Source organism: Brevundimonas sp. GCM10030266, from assembly GCF_042666595.1.
Classification (GTDB): Bacteria; Pseudomonadota; Alphaproteobacteria; order Caulobacterales; family Caulobacteraceae; genus Brevundimonas.
In genome coordinates this window covers 354637-376068 of record NZ_JBHTCY010000005.1, presented here as the reverse complement: position 1 = coordinate 376068, position 21432 = coordinate 354637, and the positions used below count along the sequence as shown (strand labels likewise).

Genomic DNA, 21432 nt, shown 5'->3' with positions numbered 1-21432 from the left:
GCAGGTATCAGGCGGGCGTTGCGGACGCCCGCCGCAGATGCAGCGCCACGCCCACGGCCCAGACGGCGAAGACGGTCTCGAGGATGCGCTGGGCGATGCCCAGCCAGTGGAACTCGGGCTGGACGAACCAGACCACGCACAGGGCCGGGACGCCGCAGATCAGGCTGAGGGGGAAGAGGCCGCGCAGGGCCGTGTGCTTGCGGGCGCCCAGACCGATCAGGAAGACCCCGACCACGGCGGCGAGATAGCCGATGCCGCCGACGATCTCGTGCAGGACGCCGGACAGGCTGGCGCCGTCCATCTCGCATTCGAAGTCGCAGGGGAAGACGCCGCCGAACATCAGGCCGAGGCCGTTGAGCGCAGACAGGCCGAAGCCGATCAGGAACAGGGGCGTGCGCGGGAACTGGATCGCGCAGATCAGCCAGAAGACGGTCAGCAGGACGCCCGACACGATGAAGGCCAGGCTGACGGACGGGCCGGTCAGGGCGCCGGTCGCGCCCAGTTCGCTGATGAACTGGCGCAGGTGATCATAGCCCGGATAGGCGAGGCTGCCCGCCAGGGTCGCGCCGGCGAAGATCAGCAGGCTGAGAAAGGCGCAGGCGACGGCGAGGGTCCGCATCAGTCCCGCTGGAACGGATAGAAGCCCGAGCCGAGGCCGAGGATGGAGGTCAGCTCGTCCAGGGCGCCGCGGCTTTCATCAAGCAGGGCCGGATCGGCGAGATCGGCGACCTTGAGCTCGTCGCGATACCAGGTGGCGCCCCAGACGCTGAGGGCGCCGTGGAGGTCATCGGTCAGGCGCATGCCGGGATTGGTCGCGGCCAGTTCGGCCTCGTTCAGCACCACGCGCAGGCGCAGGCAGGCGGGGCCGCCGCCGTTGCGCATCGACTGGCGGACATCGACATACTCGACCCGGCCAATGGGGCCGTTTGAGCCGGCGACGGCTTCGGCGACCGCATGGGCGCGGGCGTTGTCGCGGGTCTCGGTCGGGCAGATCAGGGTCAGGCGATCCTCGCCCGGGATCTGCACCAGCATGGAGTTGAACAGATAGCTGGAGATGGCGTCGGCGAGGGGGAGGTCGGCCTCGGAGACCTCGACGAAGAGGGGCTCGAAGCCCTTCGCGGCTGCGCGGATGGCGGCGTGGGTGGCGGCGGTGTCCTCGAAGGCGAGCTGGTGGTGGAACAGGGTGTCCAGAGCGCCGACGCAGACGACGTCATTGTGGAAGGTGCCGCCGGCGATGGCGGCCTTCGACTGGCGGGCCAGCACCGCGCCGGATGCGCCCCCCTCAAGCAAACCATGACGGCGGGCGAGGGCCTCGGAGGCCTCGCGGGTCTGGCGGGCGGGGAAGGGGCCGGTCCACGGCTCCCACGCCTCGCGGCCCCAGACCAGCAGGTTGACGCCTTCCGCGCCGTGATCGGCGCACAGGCGGACGTGGTTGGCGGCGCCCTCGTCGGCCAGATGGGCGACGGAGGGCAGGGCGTCGTGGACAGCGAAGCGCTTCGGATCGGGGAAGAGGGCGTCGAGCGCGCGCTTCGTCTGCTGATGCTCCAGCGAGCGATGCAGGTTGGTGACCAGGTTGGCCGGGGTGAAGTGGACCCGGCCGTCGGCGCTGTCGGCGCCGGGCGTCACGGTCGCGGCGTTGGCGGCCCACATGGGCGAGGCCGAACAGGCGGCGGCGGCGAAGGTGGGGGCGTCCTTCCAGGCCTGCTCAAGCACCTGGGCGTCTGTGCCGCCGAAGCCGAGCGAGCGCAGGAAGGGGATGTTGGGCCGCTCGTGCGGCGGCAGGACGAACTGGGGCAGGCCGAGGTCGGCCAGCCGCTTCATCTTGTCGAGGCCCTGCAGGACGGCGGCGCGCGGGTTGGACGCCTGACCCTCGTTGCGGCTGGAGGCGAGGTTGCCGGGGGACAGGCCGGCATAGGAGTGCGTCGGCCCGATCAGGCCGTCGGCGTTGGCTTCGACGGCGGGATTGGTCACGCCGACAACCCCTTGATCTCGCTTTCGATGTTCTTCACGGCCTCAGCCTCGAAGCTGGCGACCGGGTAGGCGCAGTAGTCGGCGGCGTAGTAGGCGGAGGGACGGTGGTTGCCGCTGGCGCCGAGGCCGCCGAAGGGCATGTCGCCGGCGGCGCCGGTGGTCGGGCGGTTGAAGTTGACCACGCCCGCGCGGATGCGGCGGATGAAGGTCTGCCAGTTGGCGGGATCGTCGCTAACCAGACCGGCGCTGAGGCCGTAGCGGGTGGCGTTGGCCTCGGCGATGGCGGCCTCGAACGAGCTGACGCGGGTCACCGACAGGAAGGGGGCGAACATCTCCTCGTCGGGGACGCTGACGCCGGTGACGTCGATGATGGCGGGCTTGACGAAGGCGCCCGGCAGGTTGCCGACCGGACCCGAGGCGCGGATCACCTTCGCGCCCGCGTCGATCCGCTCCTGAAGGGCGGCGAGGGCGGCGGCGGCGGCCTTCTCGGAGATCAGCGGCCCGGCGTAGGGCTCGGTCGCGCTGTTCCAGGGGGCGAAGATCAGGCGGTCGCTGAGGGCGGCGACGGCCTCGACGATGGCGTCGCCCTGCGGCCCTTCCGGCACGATCAGGCGACGGGCGCAGGAGCAGCGCTGGCCCGTGGTGATGAAGGCGGACTGGACCGCGATGCCCGCGACGGCTTGCGCGTCGGCGGCGTCCCAGACGACCAGTGGATTGTTGCCGCCCAGTTCCAGCGCGAGGATGACGTGGGGGTCGTCGGCGAACTTGCGCCGGAAGTGGGCGCCGGCGGCGCCGGAGCCGGTGAACATCAGGGCGTCGATGCCGCTGTCCAGAAGGGCCGCGCCGGTGTCGCGCCCGCCCTGCACCACATTGACCACGCCGGTCGGCAGGTCGGCGGCGGCGAAGGCCTCGGCCATCAGCTGGCCGGTGAGGGGTGTCTCCTCGGACGGCTTGAAGACCACGGTGTCGCCCGCCAGCAGGGCCGGGACGATGTGGCCGTTGGGCAGGTGGCCGGGGAAGTTGAACGGCCCGAGGACGGCGGCGACGCCGTGCGGGCGGTGGCGCAGGGTGGCCGAGCCGAAGGCGGTGGCGGCGGTGCGCTCGCCCGTGCGCTCGTCATAGGCGCGGATGGAGATGTCCACCTTGCCCTGCATGGCCTGAAGCTCGGTGGTGGTCTCCCACAGGGCCTTGCCGGTCTCGCGGCTGATGGCCTCGGCGATCTGCGGGGCGCGTTCCTTGAGCACGGCCTGATAGCGCTTCACCGCGTCGATGCGGTCCTGACGCGGGCGGTCGGCCCAGTCGGGGAAGGCGGCGCGGGCGCGGTCGGTTGCGGCCTGAACTTCGGCGGCGGAGGCGGCGGGGCCTTCCCAGACGGTTTCGCCGGTGGCGGGGTCGATGGACTGGAACACGGTCATGGGATCACTCAGGTCTTCACGCGAACGGTGTCCCCGGCGCGCACCTTCAGCGCATCGGCGGTTTCGCGGTTCAGGGTGGCGTTGTCGCCCTCGATATGGGCGCGCTGGCGGACGGCGCGGAAGCCGCCGACGCTGTTGGTCGAGATCAGGCCGGGCAGTTCGGCCTCGACCTCGTCCGCGATGGCGACGGTCAGGGGGCGGGCGTCGCGGACGGTGCGGATGTTGTCGCGCTGGCACGAGACGGTCGGCCCGGCGTCGAAGATGTCGATCAGGCCGTTGGGACGGAAGCCCTCGCTCTCCAGCAGGGCCATGGCGGGCACGCCCTGCGGGTGGACCTTGCCGATCACCGCGCGGGCAGGCTCGGGCAGCAGTTCGACATAGATCGGATGGCGCGGGGCCAGGTCGAGGATGAACTGCTTGTCGGTCGAGCCGGTCATCCGGTCCGCCTCGTCGAAGTCCATCGGAAAGAACTTATGGGCGACGTGATCCCAGAAGGGGCAGGCGCCGTCAGGGGTGAAGACCCCACGCAGCTCGGCCAGGACGTTCTCGTTGAACAGCTCCGGCTCGGCGCCGATCAGCATGTAGCGCGACTGGCTCAGCAGGCGGCCCGCGCCGCCCTTGCGCCGGTCGGCCTTGAGGAAGAGCGAGCCGACTTCGGTCCAGCCGGTGCATTCGTTGACCAGCACCAGCGTCTTCTGTTCCAGCTTGATGCCGAGCGACGGCGAGGACTGGGCGTTGTTGACGACCCGGAAGCTGAAGAAGGGACGCTTCAGGCCGACGGAGGCCTTCACCGAGCCGATGCCGTCAACATCGCCGGTGTCCGACTCCTCCAGCATCAGGGTGTACCAGCGCTCGTGCGGCTCCATCTTGCCCGCGAAGCTGTCGCGGCTGAGGTCGAGACGTTCGGATAGCTGGTCCGGGTCTTCCGGCAGGCTGGTGAAGCCCGGGCCGGAGAGGATGGCCAGTTCGAGCAGGTGGTCGAGATCGGCGGGGCCGGCAGGTCGGACGACGAGCATGGGGTTACATCGTCTCCAGACGCAGGGACTTCAGTTTTTGGGCGTCGATCTCGCCCGAGGCGATCTTGCACAGGATCAGCGCAGACAGCTGGGCCCGTTCGACGAAGCTGGCGGGCCAGGCGAACTCCTGATCCGAATGGATGTCGCCGCCCAAGACGCCGAGGGTGTCGATATTGGGCAGGCCCGCGGCGTGCAGGTTGTTGCCCTCGCAGACTCCGCCGGACGGCTTCCAGGCGATGGTCTGACCCAGCAGGGCGCCGGTTTCCTTCACCGCCTCGAACAGGGCGGTCTGGGAGGCGTCCATGGGCTTGGGCGCGCGGGTCATGCCGCCGTGCAGGTCCAGCGTCAGGCCGGGGAAGGGGGGCTCGGCGGCGATTTGCTGCACCGTCTCCGAAATCCACGCCGAGGACTGGGCGTCGGGGACGCGGACGTTGAAGCGGACCACGGCGTTGTCGGCGACGACGTTCAGGGCGCCGCCGCCGCTGATCTTGGCGACATTGACGGTGACGCCCTCGCGCTGGCCGTTCAGGGCGTGCAGGCGGGCGGCGATGATGGCGGCGCCGGCGACGGCGTTGGCGCCTTCATGGAAGGCGCGGCCCGCGTGGGCGGCCTTGCCGGTGACGATCAGGTGGTAGTTGCCGCTGCCCTTGCGCTCGCCCGCCAGGGTGCCGTCGGCGAGGGCGGGCTCATAGGTCATGCCGACATGGCCGCGCGCGCCGAGCTCGGCCAGCAGGGGGGCGGAGGCGGGGGAGCCGATCTCCTCGTCCGGCGACAGCAGGACCGTCCAGCCGACGCGCTCGCGGTCCGGATGGGTCTCGAACGCCTCCAGCGCCGCCAGCAGGACGGAAATGCCGCCCTTCATGTCGGCGATGCCGGGACCGTTCAGGGCGCCGTCGGCGCGGGTGACGACGGTCTGGAAGCCCGAGGTCTCCGGGAAGACGGTGTCGTAGTGGCCGGTCAGGACGACCTGCAGCGGGGCGTCGGGGCGGCAGGTGATCTTCAGGGCGTCGGCGTGCGCCTCTTCGCGCACAGCGCCGTCGTCAGAGACGGTGGTCGATCCCTGTGTCGGGACGCGCTCGACGGTGGCGGGCAGGGCGCGCGCCGTGGTTTCGAGCAGGGCCAGGACAGCACTCAACCCCTCGGCGTGGCGGCTGCCGGAGTTGACATTCGCCCACTCCACCGCACGACCGATGATGACGGCTTCTCGGGCCGTGACGTGATCAAGCACGGACTGTTCAGAAGGCAGAATCCGCATCGGCCGGACCCTAAACAAGCGCGCGGCAAAGGTGAAGCGAGGCCGGGTTACGACTCGTCACGGGATCGGGTTAGGGTTCGCCTCCCTCTAAAGGAGAAAGCAAATGACTGACTGGGCAAAGGCCGCGAACCCGACCGCGGTGATTACGACCGAGGCGGACGCCATCGCCGCCGCACGCGCAAGTGCGATCGCCATCTTCCTGGGCGCGGCCTGGGGCGTGATCGGCCTCGTCTACATGCTGACCGCCGGGCAGGCGGCGATGGACGCGGCGGTCGCGCAGGCCTCCGCCGGAACGCCGGAAATGGCCGGAGCCATCGGCCAGTTCGCCCTGTGGACCGGTGTCGGCCTGTGCGTGATCCAGCTGGTGATCGGCCTGTTCCAGTGGGCCAAGCCGAACATCGTGATCCCGATCATTTTCGTGATCCTGGTCGGCTTCGGCCTGATCATGGGCGTCTTCGGACTGCTGGCCGCCAGCGCCATGCCGGAAGTCGCCGAAGCCAACGCCGCCACCCCCGCCTGGCAGACCTGGATCGGCCTGGTGCTGCTGGTCGTGCAACTGGTTCTGCACATTGCGGGCATCCGCGGCGCGTCCAAGCTGGACAAGCTCCGCAACGCCGAAGCCAACACCTGGGACAACTAGGTCCTACCGGTTCGGGCGGCGGTCTCCGGATCCGTCGCCCGGCTGCCGGCTCTGCCGACGCCAGCGGACGGACAGGCTGGCGTCGCCCTGGCCGCCGAATTTCGAGCTGACCGTCAGATTGCGGCGCACCTGCCATTCGACGTTGACCTCGGCTCCGTCCTCGCCGCCGCCGATGATCTCCAGATAGACGTTGTCGGTGATGTAGCGCCCTCCGGCCACGGTCAGGCTGGACGCCTCGCCGCCGAACGACAGGCGGTCCAGACCCGCCAGTTCGCGCAGGTTCCCGATCACATCGAAGCCGCCGCCGCCCGCCAGCGCGGCCACGCCCGCCGCCAGCTGGGCCGCCTCGAAGGCGGACAGCTGCGAGGCCGAGCGGCCGAACAGCACCTGCGACAGGATCTCGTCCTGCGGCAGGGCGGGGGTCGAGGTCAGGGCGATCTCGGGCCGCGCCGCCGTGCCGGTGACGCGGATGGTCGCGGTCAGGGCGGGATCCTCGCGGGTGGCCGACAGGTTCAGGCGGATCTGGTCCGGCTGGGTCGACAGGGAGACCGTGCCGGTCTGGTCGAAGATGAAGCGCTTGCCGGCGAAGTCGTAGTCGCCGCGCACCACCCGGGCGGTGCCGGTCAGGTTCGGGCGCGAGATGGTGCCGGTGACGCGGGCGTTGACCCCCATCTCGACATTCAGGCCGCGACCGACCACACGCACGTCGCCGCCGGGGGAGCGGATGGCGATATCCATGCCGATCTGGGGACCGCGCGAGCGGGTCTGCTGCTCCTCCGGCACATCGCCGCCGGGGCGGTTGATCTCGACCACATCCATGCGGACGATGCCGTTGGAGCCGGGCGGATTGGCCTCGATCCGGGCCTCGTCGATGTCCATCTGGCCGGTCAGGCGGATATTGCCGTCCTCGCCCCGGATGACGGTGATCGGGCCGGAGGCGCGGGCTTCGGCGATGTCGTTGTCGATGATGCGGAACCGGCGCAGCAGCAGCTGGAAGCTGGAGCCCGAGCCCTGACGCAGGCCGATGCGGCCCTGTCCGCTGACGTCGCCGCCCGAGCCGTCGTTGGCGCTGAAGGTCTCGATCAGGGCGGTGGTGTCGTCAAACCGGCTGTTCAGGGTCATGCCGGCCAGCCGCAGGCCGGTGGCGTTGTCGCGGAAGGCGCCCTGCGCGAGGTCCAGACGGCCGTTGATGCGCGGCTCGGCCAGGGTGCCGGCGAGGGTGGCGTTGGCGTTCATCTGCCCGGCCAGCGAGCGGTCGCCGCCCAGGAACAGGTCCCAGATCGGCTGAATCTGGCCACGGATGTTCACCGTGCCCTGCATCGGACGGGTGCGGGCGATGGCCAGGCGCAGGGGGGCGGCCGAGGCCTCGACCGGCAGGGTCAGGTCGGCGCTGGCCTGAACCGCGTCCGTGTCGGTGGCGCGGGCCTGCAGGCGCAGGGTGTTGTCCACCAGGGTGGCGTTCAGCGTGCCGTCGACCTCCATGCCGCGCGGGGCGTCGATGCTGCGCAGGTTCTCCAGATTGACGTTGGCCGAGCCGGACAGGTCGTCGCCGGAGCCGCGCAGGGACAGGTTGCCGGTCACCCGACCGCGCAGGTCCGGGGACAGGGAGCCCAGCTCGACGCTGGTCAGATTGGCCTCGATGACGGCGGCGCGGGAATCCTGGCGCAGGTCTCCGGTCAGGACGCCGCCGCCGACCGCAAGATCGACGCGGACGACGCGCCCGTCGCCGGACAGGGCCACGACGGCGGGGGAGCGGGTGGTGAAGTCGATCTCGCGCACCGAGCCGCCGCCCTGGAGGGTGACGCTCTGCGACGGGCCCTCGCGGGAGTAGACGCCGGAGCCATCGAACGAGAGCGGGGTCGGGCCGCCGACATCGGCCTTGAGGGTGAAGGGCAGGCGTTCCAGCGTGCCGCGACCGTCCAGATCGAGGGTGCGGATGACGTAGGGCGAGCCGGCGAAGCGGACGTTGCGGCCCGAGACGTCCAGAACGGCGGTCTCGCTGCCGCCGCCCTCGGTCAGGCGCACCCGGCCATTGGCTTCCCCGGAGGCCAGGAAGGCGCCGGGGCGGGCGGTGAAGGTCAGGTCGGCGCTGGACGGGATACGGCTGGACAGGGCGATGTCGCCTCGCGCGGTCACGCCGCCGGCGTCCAGATCCACATTGCTGAGGCGGATGCGCGGGCCGCCGAGGTAGAAGTTTCCGCTGGCCCGCGCCGGGCCGTAGTTCGAGCCGGCGGTGATGGCGACGCTGCCGTCCGAGGCGTCCTCGCCCTTGCGGAAGCTGAGGGTCAGGTTGGCGTCGGTCAGCTTGAGCGGGCCGGCGTTGACGTTGGCGAAGGCGGCGCGCAGGTCGGCGCGGGGTCTGGCCAGGGTGCCGGTCAGGGCCCCGTCGCCGGTCATGGCGCCGTCGATCTCGACCGGGCCGACACCGAACGGGCCGCGCGCATTCCAGTCCAGGGCCAGCCGCAGTCCGCCATTGCCCTCGATCAGGCCGCGGGCGTTGGCTGCGCCCTGGGCGCCGTTCAGGGCCGCGCGCTCGACCTCGATCCGGCCGTTGTTGAGGGCGCCGGTCAGCTGCAGTCGCGGCGTGGCGCCGAGCAGGCGATCCAGCTCGCCCTGACCGGTGGCCAGGCCCCGACCGCGACCGTCGAAGGTCAGACGCCAGGGAGCGCCGGTGCGGGCCGTGGAGGCGGAGAGGGGGCCGCCGAAGGCGCCGCGCGCGCCGCTGTGGATCTTCGACGCGTCGGTGATGCGGACATCGCCCCGGAAGCCGAGGCCGCCCAGCAGGTTGCGGCCGCCCGAGCCGGTGGCCTTCAGGGCCTGACCGGTCAGGTCGATCTTCTGCAGCAGGATGGCGCCGTCCGGCTGGCGGGCGGCGTCGAAGATGATGCGCGGGCGCTGGCCCAGCAGGCCGCCGATGATGCCGGCGGTGGAGCCGCCGTCGGCCTGGATGTCGCCGTCCAGATCCATCCGTCCGTTGCGGACCTGGACGTTCAGGTCGCCGTGGACGCGACGGGCCTCATAGCTGGAGACCTCGACGGCCAGCAGGTCGGCGGCGCCGTTCAGGGTCCAGTTGGCGGCATCGCCCTTGAACGTCCCGGTATAGGAGGCCGGGCCCGCCGAGGGGGCGCCGGTCAGCCGGTTCAGGGACGGGGTGGCGATCTCCAGCCGGATGCCGTCGCGGCTGCGGCGGTCCTTGAGGCTGATCTGGCCGCTGGCGCGGGAGTTGAGGTTCTCGGCGATCAGGGCCCAGCCCACGCCCTGCTGGCCGTCGCCGTCGGTGTCCGGCGTGGTCGCGAAGCCGAAGCGGGCGGTGCGGCCGATGCGCTCGGCGAACGGCGCCAGCAGGTCCGAGCCCGAGAAGTCGAAATAGCCGCTGATCCGGGTGTTGTCCTTGCCGTACTCGCCCTTGACGGTCAGGGGCGTGAAGGTGCCGGTGCGGACCACGGCGTCGATGATCTCGCCGTTGACGAGGGCGCGGGCCATGAAGGGCTGGTCGGGCGAATAGCCCAGCGCGCCGGCGATGGGGCCGCCCTGGGCCTCGACGGCGCTCAGGTCCAGCCGGGTCTCGGGCAGCTTGCCACCGAAGACGGCGTTCAGGCGCAGGTGGTCGCCGGGCCGGCTGAGGCTGAGCGCATTGACGATGGCCTGTTTGGCGCCCTTGCGCGGGATGTTGGCCTCGCCGGACAGGTTCCAGCGGCCGTACTCCTTGGAGAAGCCTTCCAGCAGTTCGACGTTGGCGGCGAACCGGTCGATGTCGATGGTCAGGGGCTGGGGGCCGGACGGGCCGGTCGGCGGCTCGACCTCGGGACGACGGATCAGGCGGATGACGTCCGCCTCAATGGTGTCGGCGTGGAAGCGACGGGTGACCAGCGGCAGCCAGCTCCAGTCGACCCGGACCTTGTGCGCCTCCAGCCAGACGCCCTTGGCGTCGGTGACGGTGACCCGGTCGATGGTGAAGTCGTCGAACAGGTCGCCCTTGACCCCCTCGACATTGATCCGGCCGTAGCGCCCGATCTTCTTGCCCGTGACGAAGCTGGTGACCAGGTCGCGACCCGCGTCGCTGACGATGTACATCCGCCCGCCGACCAGCAGGACGACCAGCAGGGCCGCCAGGATGGCGAGGCCCATGCCGCCGAAGAAGGCGAGGGCCTGCAGGCGCGTGCGCTTGCGCTTCGCCTTTGCGACGGGGGTGTCAGCCGGTTCGACGTCCGGCGTCTCGGGGGGCGGGGCGTCGGTCAAAACGCCTGTCCGATGCTGACGTAGATCTGGAAGTCGGCGTCGCCCTCGCGGCGATCCAGCGGGAAGGCGATGTCGGCGCGGATCGGGCCGAAGGGCAGCTTATAGCGCACGCCGAAGCCCGCGCCGTAGCGCAGGTTGTTGAAGTTCGGCGTCTCCTGGAAGCCGATGGCGCCGGCATCGACGAAGGCCACGGCCTGGAAGTTGCGCCAGACATCCCGACGGATTTCGAGCGAGGTCTCGAACAGGCTGAGGCCGCCGCGCGGGGTGTTGTCGGGCAGGCGCGGGCCGACGCCCTGGTATTCATAGCCGCGCACGGAGCCGCCGCCACCGGAGTAGAACAGGCGGTCAGACGGCACGGTCAGCTCTTCACCGCCGATAATGGAACCGAGGCGGACACGACCGGCCAGCACGGTCTTGGCGTTGTCCTGCAGCGGCAGATAGGCGGTGGCCTGGCTTTCCGTGCGCAGGAACAGGACGGTGTCCTCGCCGCCCACGGCGGTGGGCTGGACCGAGGCGGTCAGACGCCAGCCGGTCGTCGGATCGAGCGGATCGTTGGAGCGGTCCAGATAGAAGCTGCCCCGGCCGGTCAGGATGTAGAGATCACGGTCGAAGTTAAGCGGCAGCTGGGTCAGCGGGTCGAAGCGGTTCTCGTTGTAGTGACCGATGTCCAGACCGACGCCGTAGCTGACCCACGAGGTCTTGCCGAGACGTTGTTGCAGGTCGGCGGCCAAGGTCAGCGCCGCGCGTTCGTAGGCGTCGGTGTCCTCGTTCACGAGGGCGGCGTCGAGCTTCAGCGTCTGGCCCGGACGGCGCCAGTGCGGCAGGCTGAGGTTGGCGCCCAGCCGGCTGTCGATGTCGGCGATGCGGACGTCCCAGACGAGTGTGTCGGCGCGGCCGAAGCGGTTGTGCCAGGTCCAGCGGGCGTCCACGCCGGAGCCTTCGGCGGTGGAGTAGGTGGCGCCGGCTTCAAGGATGCGGCGGGGGCGGTCGGTCAGGGTGACGACGACAGGACGGTTGCCGTCCGGATTGGTCTGTTCGGCTGCGGCCAGGGCCACGCCGACGCCGTCATAGACGCCCGTCTCGAGCAGGCGACGCTCCAGTTCGGCCACGTCCTCGGGATCATAGACGTCGCCCTCGGACCAGGGCGCGAGGCCGGCGACCCAGTCGGGATTGGTCGGGCCGCGGGTTTCCAGCCGGACGCCGTCCAGACGCACGAGCTGGCCGGAGGCGATGTTGTAGGTCGGGAAGACGGTCCGGGCGGCGTGATCGACCACCACGCGGCGCGGCTCTGCCCGGGCGTCGGCATAGCCGCTGCGCACCAGGCCGGCGACGAGACGACCCTCGGCGGCGATGACGTCCACGGCCCGACCGGGTTCGCCGGCCCTGAGCCGGATGTCCTCCACGACTCCGCCGCCGATTTCCGCGTCCGGCTGGGGCGCGACCCAGTTGACGACGGGGTCAGTCAGGAGGAAGCGCGGGCCGGGCGTCACATTGACGATGGCGACAGGCGTGTCCTCGCCCTCGACAAGGTCTTCCAGCACCGGCTGATAATAGCCTTCGGACCGCAGCAGGGCTTCGGCGGCCTCCATGGCGCCGCGGGCGCGGCGGCGGGCCTCGAAACGGTTGGAGGGCGGGCCGTCCACCTCGCCGACCGCCCGGACCAGCTGTTCACGCAGCGTCCCGTCCAGCTCGCCCCGGATCTGGGCGCGAGGATCGGCCGCGGCGGCGGAGGCGAAAGCCAGACCCGCCAGGCTGACGAGGAAGAAGGCGGGCCGTGACGTCAAACTTGAACCTTGGTCATAGGCCAGGTGGCCAACTCATCAGGACGACGCTCCCCCGCCGTCAACGTTATCTCTGCGCGTTCAGCGCGACCGGAACCCTGCCTCAGTAGAAGAGGGTTTCGCTTTCCGGCTGCACGGATTCTTCCGAGCTCCGCTGTTCGGGCGGAAGGGTGGTGGAAACGGTCGGCGGCGGCGTGACCGGAGTCTCCACCGGGGCGACGGGCTCCTCGACGACCGGCGGCGGCGCCTGTTCGGCGGCCTTGTCGGCGAGGCTGTCATCGTCAACGGGACGCGGATCGTCGCAGGCGGCCACGGCGAAGGCGGTCGACAGGGCCAGCAGGGCGGCAAGGCGTTTCATGGTCGAAGAAGTCTCCCCCGGATCAGGCCATCCAACGCACTGCCGGCTCAGCCGTTCCATAGAGTGTTTCGCGGCGCCGCGCATCCTCTGTCCACAGCCTTGAAGGGCCTGGCGCGCAGGCGCTCGCGCGACCGCCGTTCTCGGAAACCAATCGTTGGTCAATTGCGCGCAACCTGAAGGTGGGGAGAAAACAAGAAATGTCCGTCACCGCCTACGCCCTCGTATCGCAGGTGAGGTTCAGGGAGCTGAAGACGCGCATCGGCCTGGCCGCCTTTATCGGCGCCACGGCCTGGTTCTTCGCGCCCAGCCTCTGGCCCGCCGTCTGGTTCGCCGCCGTGGTGGTCAGCCAGATCGCCGACTGGGCCGTGTTCCGCCGGTTCCGCCTCAATCCCGAATGGGTTCCCGACCGGGGTTATGTGATCCTGTCGTGCGCCGTCACGGCGTTCGGCGTCGCCATCTATTCCAGCATCGCAGCCTGGCTGTGGGTGGACGGCGGCGAGATCGGCCGCGCCTTCGCCCTGGTGCAGATCGCCGGCGGCCTGCTGCACGTCAGTCTGCATATGCACCACGCCCGCCCGATCCTGATCTCGGCGGTGGCCACCCACGGCGCCTATTTCCTGGGACTGCCGGTGATGACGGCGATCCTGACCGGCTACTGGCACGAGTTGCTCGTGGCGCTGGGCTGCCTGCTCTACATGAGCCATCTGGTCGTCGCCGTGCGTCAGGCCAGCGCGACGACGGAGGTGCTGCGCTCGGCAAAGGAGATGGAGCAGCAGGCGCGCCAGAAGGCCGAGGAGGCCAGCGCCGCCAAGTCCGATTTCCTCGCGGTGATCAGCCATGAGATCCGCACCCCGATGAACGCGGTGATTTCGGCCGCCAACCTGCTGCGCCGGACGAAGCTGGACGACCGCCAGTCCGAGCATGTCTCGATGCTGACCGACGCCGGCGAGGTGTTGATGGGACTGCTGAACGACGTGCTGGACGTCTCGAAGATCGAAGCGGGCAAGATGGTGCTGGAAACGGACGACGTGGACGTGCGCGCCCGTCTGGCCTCGCTGGCCCGCCTGTGGGAGCCGCGCGCGGCGGCGAACGGCGTGGAACTGGTGGTCGAGGCCTCGGGCGCGGTGCCGGAGTGCGTGCGGACCGACCCGCTGCGGCTCCAGCAGATCCTGTTCAACCTGATCTCCAATGCGGTGAAGTTCACGGATCAGGGGCGGATCACCGTGTCTGCGGACTGGGCCGACGGGGCGTTGACGGTGGCGGTGTCCGACACCGGTTGTGGCATCCCCGCCGTCCGGCTGGCCCATGTCTTCGACAGCTTCGAACAGGCCGAGGCGGGAACGACGCGCCGGTACGGCGGCACGGGACTGGGCCTGTCGATCAGCCGCAAGCTGGCCGAGATCATGGGGGGCGAGTTGACGGTGCGCAGCGTGGAGGGGGAGGGATCGACCTTCACCCTGACCCTGCCCATGGAGGTGTCGGCCTCGCGTCCGGCCGAGGCGAGCGTGGACGTGGTGGAGGTCGGGGCGCTGGCCGGCCGCAGCATCCTCGCCGCCGACGACCACGAGGTGAACCGTCGCATCCTGACCCTGTTGCTGGAGCCGCACGGCTGCCGCCTGACGATGGTCGAGAACGGCGCGGAGGCGCTGGAGGCGGCGGCGGTCGAGCGCTTCGACGCGGTGCTGATGGACATGCAGATGCCGGTCATGGACGGGCTGGAAGCCGCGCGGCGTATCCGGGCGAGCGGCGGCATGAACGCCGGGACGCCGATCATCGCCCTGACCGCCAATGCGTTGGATGTGCACCGGCAGGCCTGGACGGCGGTGGGCGTGGAGGCCTTCCTGACCAAGCCGATCGATCCGACCGCGCTGGTCCAGACCCTCGCCTCTGCCTGCGAGAGCGGTGAGCGCCCGACGCGGGCCGCCGTGGCCTGACCTCAGCCCCAGAGGGCGAGGGCCTCGTCCAGCGAGAGGGCGGGGCGTTGCGGCTCGGGTGTCGCCTGACCGTCGAAGCGCGGCGCGGGCGCGGGCTGGACGACGCCTTGATCCACGAAGGTGGCGCGCGCGGCGTTGTGCGGGTGCAGCGGGGCTTCGCCCATCGTCAGCACCGGGGCGACACAGGCGTCCGTGCCTTCGAAATGCGCCGCCCAGTCGTCACGGTCGCGGCTGGCGAACAGGGCTTCGAAGCGGGCGTGCAGGGCCGGCCAGTTCGCCATGTCGAACTGCGGCGCTTCCTCTGGCGTCAGACCCAGCCCGGCGATGAGGGCGGCGTAGAACTGCGGCTCCAGCGCGCCGACGGCGACGAATTTCCCGTCCTTGCAGGTGAAGCAGCGATAGAAGGGCGCGCCGCCGTCCAGCAGGTTGGCGCCGCGCGCGTCGCTCCACAGGCCACGCGGGCGGAAGGCGTGGAACAGGCCGGTCAGCAGGGCCGAGCCGTCGGTCATGGCGGCGTCGACGACGGCGCCCCTGCCGCTGATCCGGGCCTGAAGCAGGGCCGCCAGCACGCCCGAAACCAGAAACATGGCCCCGCCGCCATAGTCGCCCAGCATGTTCAACGGCGCGCGGGGCGGGCGGTCCGGCTCGCCCAGCGGATGCAGGGCGCCGGACAGGGCGATGTAGTTGATATCGTGCCCGACCCTGTCCGCCAGCGGCCCTGTCTGGCCCCAGCCGGTCACCCGCCCGAACACCAGTCGGGGGTTGCGCGCGGCCAGAACCTCCGGCCCCAGTCCCAGCCGCTCCATCACGCCGGGCCGGAAGCCCTCGATAATGGCGTCGGCGCCTCCGACCAGATCAAGGATGCGGGCGTGGTCGGCCGGATCCTTCAGATTCACCCCGACCGCCGCGCGGCCCCGGTGCAGGATCTCGCCGCCGACGTCGCTGAACACCGCCGCGCCGGCCGAGGCGCTGCGGGTCAGGCGCAGCACCTCCGCCCCCATGTCCGCCAGAACCATGCCGGCGAAGGTCACCGGGCCGAGGCCGTCGAACTCGAGGATACGGAGGCCGGCGAGGGGCTTTGCGGAGGCTGTCATGCGCCTTGCGTAACCGGTTCGCGATAAACCTGTCGAGCGGTCCATCGCGCGGGGTTGACCCGCGCGGCGACATGTCGGAAAAGCCGCGCCTCCGGATTCGCAGACGCGACCCGGTGAACGATGTGCGTCCTTAGCTCAGTTGGTTAGAGCATCTGACTTTTAATCAGAGGGTCCTCGGTTCGAGCCCGAGAGGACGTACCATCGCTTCCCCTTCACAGGATGCGCCCGGACGGGTCGGTCGAACGGCCGGGTCGGGAAGGCTTGTCCGGCGCTGAGCCTCGTCACGGTGATCAGAACAGCCGGCCGCCCGTGAAGCTGAATTTGCGAAAGCGCGCCTCCACCAGAGAGAACAGGCCGAAGGCCACGAAGCCGCCGCCGGCGAGGGACAGGGCGACCCGGCCGATCGGGTCGGCCACCAGGGCGTTGAGCGCGCCGCCGAGGCTGGTCACGTCTTCGGGGCTGGATCGCACCGCCGCCAGGGCGATGAAGACGGCCAGCGGCAGATAGGCGAGCCCTCGCGCCAGATAGCCAGCGCGCGCCAGCGGCGAGAGCCAGCGACAGACCGCCTCCGAGCAGCTCAGCCGGTCGGTGAAATTCTCACGCCAGGCCCGGCTGACATTGCCGATGCCGACACCGGCGACCGCGACGGCGATCCCCGCCAGCAGCCATTCGCCATGAGGCAGGGACAGGATCTGTTCCGCGTGCCTGTGGGTGCGCTGGACCTCTGACAGCTCGGGGTCGGAGGGGCGGTGGAAGGCCAGGCTGAGGGCCGCCCAGGACAGGATCGCATAGCCGAAGGCGCTGCACGTCTGGCTGAGGCGCATGGACAGGGCGTCCCGCGACAGGCCGGCGCGATCAATGTCGAAGACGCCCTGCAGGATGCGCCAGCCGAAGAAGGCGAGCAGGCCGAGGCTGGCGATCAGCAGCCAGATCCAGCTGAAGGGTTGCTGCGCCAGCCAGCCGAGCGCGCCGGTCGGGCTGGTGGCGTTGATGCTCCGGAACAGGACCGCCGACAGGGTGATCAGACCGACGGCGAGATAGAGCAGGCCCCGAACGCCGTAGCCGACACGGGCCGCGCCCTCGACCACGGCGGGGGTCAGGCCCGGCGCCTTGCGCCAGGTCGAGCGTTTGATGGCGAGGGGACGCAGGGTGTCCCGGGCGAGTTGCAGCATTCAGCCTCAATCCCTGAGGACGAAATCGGCTCCTGCCGCCGGGTACGGAATGACACCGGTGGCGGGCTTTGTGCATCTCAAAACTGAGACTGCGGCCTCTTCACCGCCTCCGCCGCGAGAGGCATGGTGGCCATGGACGCCGCCTTGCGGCTGCCGGAGCCGGCTGTCCTTTCCGAACCTTCAGTGGCTCCGGTTCGGACGGCCGGCTCCCGCCTTTCTTGCGCCTGCCAACCGTGGTTGAAAGGCGCCATGCGCGTCCTGTTCCTGCTCCTTCCCGCCCTCGCCCTTTCCGCCTGCAACGCGGGGAACTCCGCGGTGGAGGGCGCGCGGTCGTTCGGTTCGGGCTTCGGCGCGGCGGCGACGGCGCCGCTGGAGGACTTCAACCTGCGTCGGGAGTACATCCCCACCGTGCTGCTGCAGGCCGAGGCCAATCCCTATGACCTGCGCAACCTGAACCACTGCACCACCATCGGGGCGGAGATCGCGCGGCTGAACGAGGCGCTGGGGCCGGACACGGACGAGCCGCCGTCGCCCGACAATCCCTATCTGAGCGAGCGGGCCGCTGATGCGGCGTCGAAGGCTGCGCTGGACGCCATCCGGGACACCACCACGGACTTCATCCCCGGGCGGTCGTGGATCCGCCGCCTGAGCGGGGCCGAGCGGCACCGGCTGCAGGTGCAGTCGGCGGTGCAGGCCGGGCGGATGCGCCGGGCCTTCCTGAAAGGCGTCGGCATGCAGCGGAACTGCGCCCCGCCGGCGGCCCCGGGCTGGTTCAGACCACGCAGGTAGGTTTTAGGTTCTGGGTTTCAGGTTCTGGGGACAGAATCCAAACTGCTCTGAATCTGCCTTCCCTAGAACCTAAAACCTGGAGCCTGGAACCTCAGTTAGAGGCGTGCCGCGCGTGGAAGTCGCGCCGGAATTGTTCGAAGCGACCTTCCGAGATTGCGGCGCGCATGGCGGCGGTCAGGGCCTGGAAGAAGGCGATGTTGTGCCAGCTGAGCAGGATCTTGCCGAGAATCTCGTCGGCGCGGATCAGGTGGTGCAGGTAAGCCTTTGAATAGTCCTGTGACGCCAGGCAGGGGACCTCGGGGTCCAGCGGGTCCTGATCCTCGGCGAAGCGGGCGTTCTTGAGGTTGATCGGGCCGTTCCAGGTCCAGGCCTGGCCGTGGCGGCCGGCGCGGGTGGGCAGGACGCAGTCGAACATGTCGACGCCGCGCCAGACGGCCTCCACCAGATCAACCGGCTTGCCGACGCCCATCAGGTAACGGGGACGGTCCTTGGGCAGGAACTCCGGCGCATAGTCCAGCACCTCGCACATGGCCTGATGGCCCTCGCCGACGGCGAGGCCGCCGATGGCGTAGCCGTCGAAGCCGATCTCCTGCAGGCGCTCGGACGATTCCCTGCGCAGGGTCTCATAGGTCGAGCCCTGCTGGATGCCGAACAGGGCCTGCGTATCGCGCGTGCCGAAGGCGTTTTTCGAGCGCAGGGCCCAGCGGGCGGACAGTTCCATCCCCTCGCGGGCGCGTTTCTCCTCGGCGGGCCAGGCGACGCATTCGTCCAGCTGCATGACGATGTCCGAGCCCAGACGGTCGGCCTGGATCTCGATGGAGCGTTCCGGCGTCAGGACGTGCTTGGAGCCGTCGATGTGGCTGGAGAAGGTCACCGCCTCCTCGGTCAGCTTGGAAATGCCCGACAGGGACATGACCTGGAAGCCGCCCGAGTCGGTCAGGATCGGCTTGTCCCAGCGCATGAAGTTGTGGAGGCCGCCGAGGCGCTCCATCCGCTCCGGGCCGGGGCGCAGCATCAGGTGGTAGGTGTTGCCCAGCAGGATATCGGCGCCGGTCTGCTTCACCTGATCCACGGTCAGGGCCTTGACCGTGGCGGCGGTGCCGACGGGCATGAAGGCGGGGGTGCGGATGTCGCCGCGGCTGGTCTTGAGCACCCCGGTGCGGGCGCGGCCATCGGTGGCGGAGATGTCGAACGGGAAGGTCATCAGTCGGTCAGCTTGTCCAGCGCCTCGGCGCGCTGCAGGTCCTTGGGGCGGCCGAAGCGGCGGGCCATGGCGGCCTGTTCGGCGGTGCGGGCGGTCGGGATGTGGCGATCCTGAACCGGGCGGTCAACGCGGGTGCGGAAGGCGACGGGCGCCCAGCCGTCGTCTGTCTTTACCTCCAGCCCGACCATGATCTCGATCGGCACCGGGGTGGTGTCGATGCGGGCCAGCAGGCGCGAGCGGAAGCGATCCTGCGTCTTCGGGGTGATGATCTGCCCGCCGAAGGCCTCGATCAGGTCGTTGGCGGTCTCTTCGGACGAGACCAGCACGTCGATATCGGGCACGGGCCAGTCGGGCAGGCCGGACAGGGCCATGGCGGCGCCGCCGAAGATTAGCCAGCCGTTGCGAAGCTCCAGCGCCTCGGCCGTGGCGGCCAGCATTTCGAGGCTCTGGATCAGGGGGCGGGGGAGAGTGCTCATCAGGCGGCGCTCTTTATCCGATCCGCACGGTTGAGGGGAGGGTGTGCGGCAAGAGTTGTTAAGCGTCGTCACCCAGAGTTGCGCCTGCGGGTGATCACGAGGGGTGCGGCCATGCGAAAACTTGCTGCGGTGCTGGCGGCGTTGCTTCTGGCCGGTTGCATGGGCGGCGCCGACCGGCAGGACATCCGCTGCTATGCGATCAGTGCGATGGGGATGGCCCAGGACCGGACAAACTCCGACGTCGCCGTCGTGACGGCCTTCTATCTCGGGCGACTGGACGCCTCCGACCCTGAAGGGCGGTGGGGGACAGATCTCTTCAACGTCATCGACGACATGAACCGGTCACCGCCGGGAGATGCGGAGGCTGCCGGCTGCGTGGAGACGTTCCGGGCCGCCATGGCCAAGCAGGCCGAAGCGACCGCGGCCTATCGCGCGGGCCGGGACTGAGCCGGTCAGGCCCGGAACAGCAGGCTGCCGTCGCCGTAGGAATAGAAGCGGTAGCCATTGTCGATGGCGTGGGCGTAGGCGGCCTTCATGGTGTCCAGCCCGGCGAAGGCGCTGACCAGCATGAACAGGGTCGACTTCGGCAGGTGGAAATTGGTCATCAGCACGTCCACGGCGCGGAAGCGGTAGCCGGGGGTGATGAAGATGGCGGTGTCGCCGTGGAAGGGGCGGACCACCCCGTCCTCGCCGGTCGCGCTTTCCAGCAAACGGAGCGAGGTTGTGCCGACGCAGACGATGCGGCCGCCGGCCGCGTGGACGGCGTTCAGGGCGTCGGCGATCTGCGGTGAGACCTCGCCCCATTCGGAATGCATCCTGTGGTCGGCGGTGTCGTCGGCCTTGACCGGCAGGAAGGTGCCGGCGCCGACGTGCAGGGTCACGGCGTGGGTCGAGACGCCGCGCGCCTTCAGGGCGTCCAGCAGGGGCGGGGTGAAGTGCAGGCCCGCCGTGGGGGCGGCGACCGAGCCGTCATGCTCGGCGAAGACGGTCTGGTAGTCCGAGCGGTCGCGGTCGTCCTCGGGGCGCTTGGCGGCGATATAGGGCGGCAGGGGCATGACCCCGACGTCGCGGATGGCATCGTCCAGCGCCGGTCCGGTCAGGTCGAACTTCAGGGTGACCAGACCGTCGTCGCCCTTGCCCGTGACCGTGGCGTCCAGCCGGCCCAGTTCGCAGGCGCCGTCGCTGACAGCGCCGAAGCGGATGCGGTCACCATCCTTGATCCGCTTGCCGGGCTTCATGAAGGCGGACCAGACGTCGGGGGCGTCGCGGTGGTGCAGGGTGGCCTCGACCTCGACGGTCAGGGTGTCGCCATCGGGGCCTCCGACCACGGGATTGGGCCGTTCACGCACGCCGGAGAGGCGGGCCGGGATCACGCGGGTGTCGTTGAACACCAGGGCGTCGCCGGGGCGCAGGAAGTCCGGCAGGTCGCGGATGATCCGGTCCTCGAGCCCGTCCGGGCGCACGACCAGAAGGCGCGCGGAGTCGCGCGGCTCGGCGGGGCGCAGCGCGATGTTGTCGTCAGGCAGGTCGAAGTCGAAATCAGCGGTCTTCATCAGGCGGCGCAAAGGCCATGCGGGCGGGGATGGGTCAAGTCGTCGCCCTGACGTGGCGTCATCCATCTGGCATGGGTGCGCGCATGAAACTGATCCCTGTTCTCGCCGTCTCCGCCCTGTTCGGGCTCGTCGCCGCCTGTGAGGAGGCCGTCTCCACCCTGCAGGAAATCGAGGACACCGCCGCCAAGGCCTCGGCCACGGCGACCGAGATCAACACCCGCGCCGACCAGATCCAGCAGGCGGCCAACGACCCCGTCGGCGCCCTGCGTGGCGTGGTGACGGCCAATCTGACACGCGTACCGACCGATCAGCCGGGCATCTATGTGGTCACCGACGTCCAGACCGGCTGCCAGTTCCTCGCCACCTATCAGGCCGACGGAACGACCGTCGCCAGCATCGCCCCGCGTGTCGAACAGACCGCCGACGGCGGCACGCGCCAGCGCTGCATCGCCCTGCCGGGCGCCGGATCGGGCGAGGCGCAGACCGAGGCGGAAGCCGAGGGCTGACCCGGGCTGAGGCAACGGAAGTCGTCGCT

Annotated in this window: 18 protein-coding genes and 1 tRNA gene; 6 read left to right on the top strand and 13 right to left on the bottom strand. The window is 70.0% G+C overall.

Going from position 1 to position 21432, the window contains the following annotated elements; all coding sequences use genetic code 11:
- Positions 1 to 7 precede the first annotated feature (7 nt).
- From ACFQQC_RS16735 to ACFQQC_RS16715, 5 genes are read right to left on the bottom strand one after another with little or no spacing between them, the layout of a single operon-like run.
- A complete protein-coding gene (locus ACFQQC_RS16735) occupies positions 8 to 619 on the bottom strand; it encodes a DUF998 domain-containing protein (RefSeq protein WP_376863669.1) in 612 nt (203 codons plus the stop codon).
- Positions 619 to 1971 carry an N-succinylarginine dihydrolase gene (astB, locus tag ACFQQC_RS16730; protein WP_376863668.1) on the bottom strand — a complete coding sequence of 451 codons (1353 nt, stop codon included), beginning with the start codon at positions 1969 to 1971 and terminating at the stop codon, positions 619 to 621. Before astB ends, ACFQQC_RS16735 begins: the two co-directional genes overlap by 1 nt.
- Positions 1968 to 3386, bottom strand: coding sequence for a succinylglutamate-semialdehyde dehydrogenase (gene astD / locus ACFQQC_RS16725; RefSeq protein WP_376863667.1), 1419 nt, complete (start codon positions 3384 to 3386; stop codon positions 1968 to 1970). The genes astB and astD overlap by 4 nt, the downstream gene beginning before the upstream one ends.
- A gap of 8 nt (positions 3387 to 3394) precedes the next feature.
- Positions 3395 to 4402: an arginine N-succinyltransferase gene (locus ACFQQC_RS16720; protein WP_376863666.1), complete on the bottom strand. Its 1008-nt coding sequence runs from the start codon at positions 4400 to 4402 to the stop codon at positions 3395 to 3397.
- Between the two features lie 4 nt (positions 4403 to 4406).
- Positions 4407 to 5657, bottom strand: a complete 1251-nt coding sequence (locus tag ACFQQC_RS16715) for a hydrolase (protein ID WP_376863665.1) — start codon at positions 5655 to 5657, stop codon at positions 4407 to 4409.
- Between the two features lie 103 nt (positions 5658 to 5760).
- Between ACFQQC_RS16715 and ACFQQC_RS16710 the strand changes: the two genes are divergently transcribed.
- Positions 5761 to 6297 (top strand): hypothetical protein, encoded by a 537-nt coding sequence (locus ACFQQC_RS16710; protein WP_376863664.1) that lies wholly within the window; start codon positions 5761 to 5763, stop codon positions 6295 to 6297.
- A 3-nt stretch (positions 6298 to 6300) separates the two neighbouring features.
- Here the strand turns inward: ACFQQC_RS16710 and ACFQQC_RS16705 are convergent, their stop codons facing one another.
- From ACFQQC_RS16705 to ACFQQC_RS16695, 3 genes are all read right to left on the bottom strand, one after another.
- On the bottom strand, positions 6301 to 10536 hold the full coding sequence (locus tag ACFQQC_RS16705) for a translocation/assembly module TamB domain-containing protein (RefSeq protein ID WP_376863663.1): 4236 nt from the start codon (positions 10534 to 10536) through the stop codon (positions 6301 to 6303).
- Positions 10533 to 12320 carry an autotransporter assembly complex family protein gene (locus ACFQQC_RS16700; RefSeq protein WP_376863662.1) on the bottom strand — a complete coding sequence of 596 codons (1788 nt, stop codon included), beginning with the start codon at positions 12318 to 12320 and terminating at the stop codon, positions 10533 to 10535. The genes ACFQQC_RS16705 and ACFQQC_RS16700 overlap by 4 nt, the downstream gene beginning before the upstream one ends.
- A gap of 100 nt (positions 12321 to 12420) precedes the next feature.
- The gene (locus ACFQQC_RS16695; protein ID WP_376863661.1) at positions 12421 to 12675 is read right to left on the bottom strand and encodes a hypothetical protein; all 255 of its coding nucleotides are present in this window, start codon (positions 12673 to 12675) and stop codon (positions 12421 to 12423) included.
- Between the two features lie 197 nt (positions 12676 to 12872).
- On the opposite strand from ACFQQC_RS16695, the gene ACFQQC_RS16690 reads away from it, so the two are divergent.
- Positions 12873 to 14609 (top strand): ATP-binding protein, encoded by a 1737-nt coding sequence (locus tag ACFQQC_RS16690; protein WP_376863660.1) that lies wholly within the window; start codon positions 12873 to 12875, stop codon positions 14607 to 14609.
- 2 nt (positions 14610 to 14611) lie between these two features.
- Here ACFQQC_RS16690 and ACFQQC_RS16685 read toward each other — a convergent pair whose 3' ends face one another.
- Positions 14612 to 15703 carry a CaiB/BaiF CoA transferase family protein gene (locus ACFQQC_RS16685; protein ID WP_376863659.1) on the bottom strand — a complete coding sequence of 364 codons (1092 nt, stop codon included), beginning with the start codon at positions 15701 to 15703 and terminating at the stop codon, positions 14612 to 14614.
- Positions 15704 to 15827: 124 nt separating this feature from the next.
- Between ACFQQC_RS16685 and ACFQQC_RS16680 the strand changes: the two genes are divergently transcribed.
- Positions 15828 to 15904, top strand: a tRNA-Lys gene (locus ACFQQC_RS16680).
- Positions 15905 to 15993: 89 nt separating this feature from the next.
- Here ACFQQC_RS16680 and ACFQQC_RS16675 read toward each other — a convergent pair.
- Entirely contained in the window at positions 15994 to 16875 is an 882-nt protein-coding gene (locus ACFQQC_RS16675; RefSeq protein WP_376863658.1) for a DUF1206 domain-containing protein, read from the bottom strand.
- Positions 16876 to 17124: 249 nt separating this feature from the next.
- Between ACFQQC_RS16675 and ACFQQC_RS16670 the strand changes: the two genes are divergently transcribed.
- Entirely contained in the window at positions 17125 to 17664 is a 540-nt protein-coding gene (locus tag ACFQQC_RS16670; RefSeq protein ID WP_376863657.1) for a hypothetical protein, read from the top strand.
- 91 nt (positions 17665 to 17755) lie between these two features.
- Here the strand turns inward: ACFQQC_RS16670 and tgt are convergent, their stop codons facing one another.
- Positions 17756 to 18871, bottom strand: coding sequence for a tRNA guanosine(34) transglycosylase Tgt (gene tgt, locus ACFQQC_RS16665; protein WP_376863770.1), 1116 nt, complete (start codon positions 18869 to 18871; stop codon positions 17756 to 17758).
- Positions 18868 to 19344 (bottom strand): hypothetical protein, encoded by a 477-nt coding sequence (locus ACFQQC_RS16660; RefSeq protein ID WP_376863656.1) that lies wholly within the window; start codon positions 19342 to 19344, stop codon positions 18868 to 18870. Before ACFQQC_RS16660 ends, tgt begins: the two co-directional genes overlap by 4 nt.
- A gap of 111 nt (positions 19345 to 19455) precedes the next feature.
- Here ACFQQC_RS16660 and ACFQQC_RS16655 point away from each other — a divergent pair, with 111 nt between their 5' ends.
- Positions 19456 to 19791: a hypothetical protein gene (locus ACFQQC_RS16655; RefSeq protein ID WP_376863655.1), complete on the top strand. Its 336-nt coding sequence runs from the start codon at positions 19456 to 19458 to the stop codon at positions 19789 to 19791.
- Positions 19792 to 19796: 5 nt separating this feature from the next.
- On the opposite strand, the gene queA is transcribed toward ACFQQC_RS16655, so the two are convergent.
- Complete coding sequence (gene queA / locus ACFQQC_RS16650) at positions 19797 to 20897, bottom strand: tRNA preQ1(34) S-adenosylmethionine ribosyltransferase-isomerase QueA (RefSeq protein ID WP_376863654.1); 1101 nt, start codon at positions 20895 to 20897, stop codon at positions 19797 to 19799.
- Between the two features lie 83 nt (positions 20898 to 20980).
- Here queA and ACFQQC_RS16645 point away from each other — a divergent pair, with 83 nt between their 5' ends.
- Positions 20981 to 21403: a hypothetical protein gene (locus tag ACFQQC_RS16645; RefSeq protein ID WP_376863653.1), complete on the top strand. Its 423-nt coding sequence runs from the start codon at positions 20981 to 20983 to the stop codon at positions 21401 to 21403.
- The last annotated feature ends 29 nt before the right edge of the window (positions 21404 to 21432 follow it).

Coding starts and splice junctions, on each gene's coding strand:
- ACFQQC_RS16645 (WP_376863653.1), top strand. CDS start 20,981: ATGAAACTGATCCCTGTTCTCGCCGTCTCCGCCCTGTTCGGGCTCGTC.
- ACFQQC_RS16675 (WP_376863658.1), bottom strand. CDS start 16,875: ATGCTGCAACTCGCCCGGGACACCCTGCGTCCCCTCGCCATCAAACGC.
- ACFQQC_RS16685 (WP_376863659.1), bottom strand. CDS start 15,703: ATGACAGCCTCCGCAAAGCCCCTCGCCGGCCTCCGTATCCTCGAGTTC.
- ACFQQC_RS16720 (WP_376863666.1), bottom strand. CDS start 4,402: ATGCTCGTCGTCCGACCTGCCGGCCCCGCCGATCTCGACCACCTGCTC.
- ACFQQC_RS16670 (WP_376863657.1), top strand. CDS start 17,125: ATGCGCGTCCTGTTCCTGCTCCTTCCCGCCCTCGCCCTTTCCGCCTGC.
- ACFQQC_RS16715 (WP_376863665.1), bottom strand. CDS start 5,657: ATGCGGATTCTGCCTTCTGAACAGTCCGTGCTTGATCACGTCACGGCC.
- astD (WP_376863667.1), bottom strand. CDS start 3,386: ATGACCGTGTTCCAGTCCATCGACCCCGCCACCGGCGAAACCGTCTGG.
- ACFQQC_RS16695 (WP_376863661.1), bottom strand. CDS start 12,675: ATGAAACGCCTTGCCGCCCTGCTGGCCCTGTCGACCGCCTTCGCCGTG.
- queA (WP_376863654.1), bottom strand. CDS start 20,897: ATGAAGACCGCTGATTTCGACTTCGACCTGCCTGACGACAACATCGCG.
- ACFQQC_RS16690 (WP_376863660.1), top strand. CDS start 12,873: ATGTCCGTCACCGCCTACGCCCTCGTATCGCAGGTGAGGTTCAGGGAG.
- ACFQQC_RS16660 (WP_376863656.1), bottom strand. CDS start 19,344: ATGAGCACTCTCCCCCGCCCCCTGATCCAGAGCCTCGAAATGCTGGCC.
- ACFQQC_RS16710 (WP_376863664.1), top strand. CDS start 5,761: ATGACTGACTGGGCAAAGGCCGCGAACCCGACCGCGGTGATTACGACC.
- ACFQQC_RS16655 (WP_376863655.1), top strand. CDS start 19,456: ATGCGAAAACTTGCTGCGGTGCTGGCGGCGTTGCTTCTGGCCGGTTGC.
- ACFQQC_RS16735 (WP_376863669.1), bottom strand. CDS start 619: ATGCGGACCCTCGCCGTCGCCTGCGCCTTTCTCAGCCTGCTGATCTTC.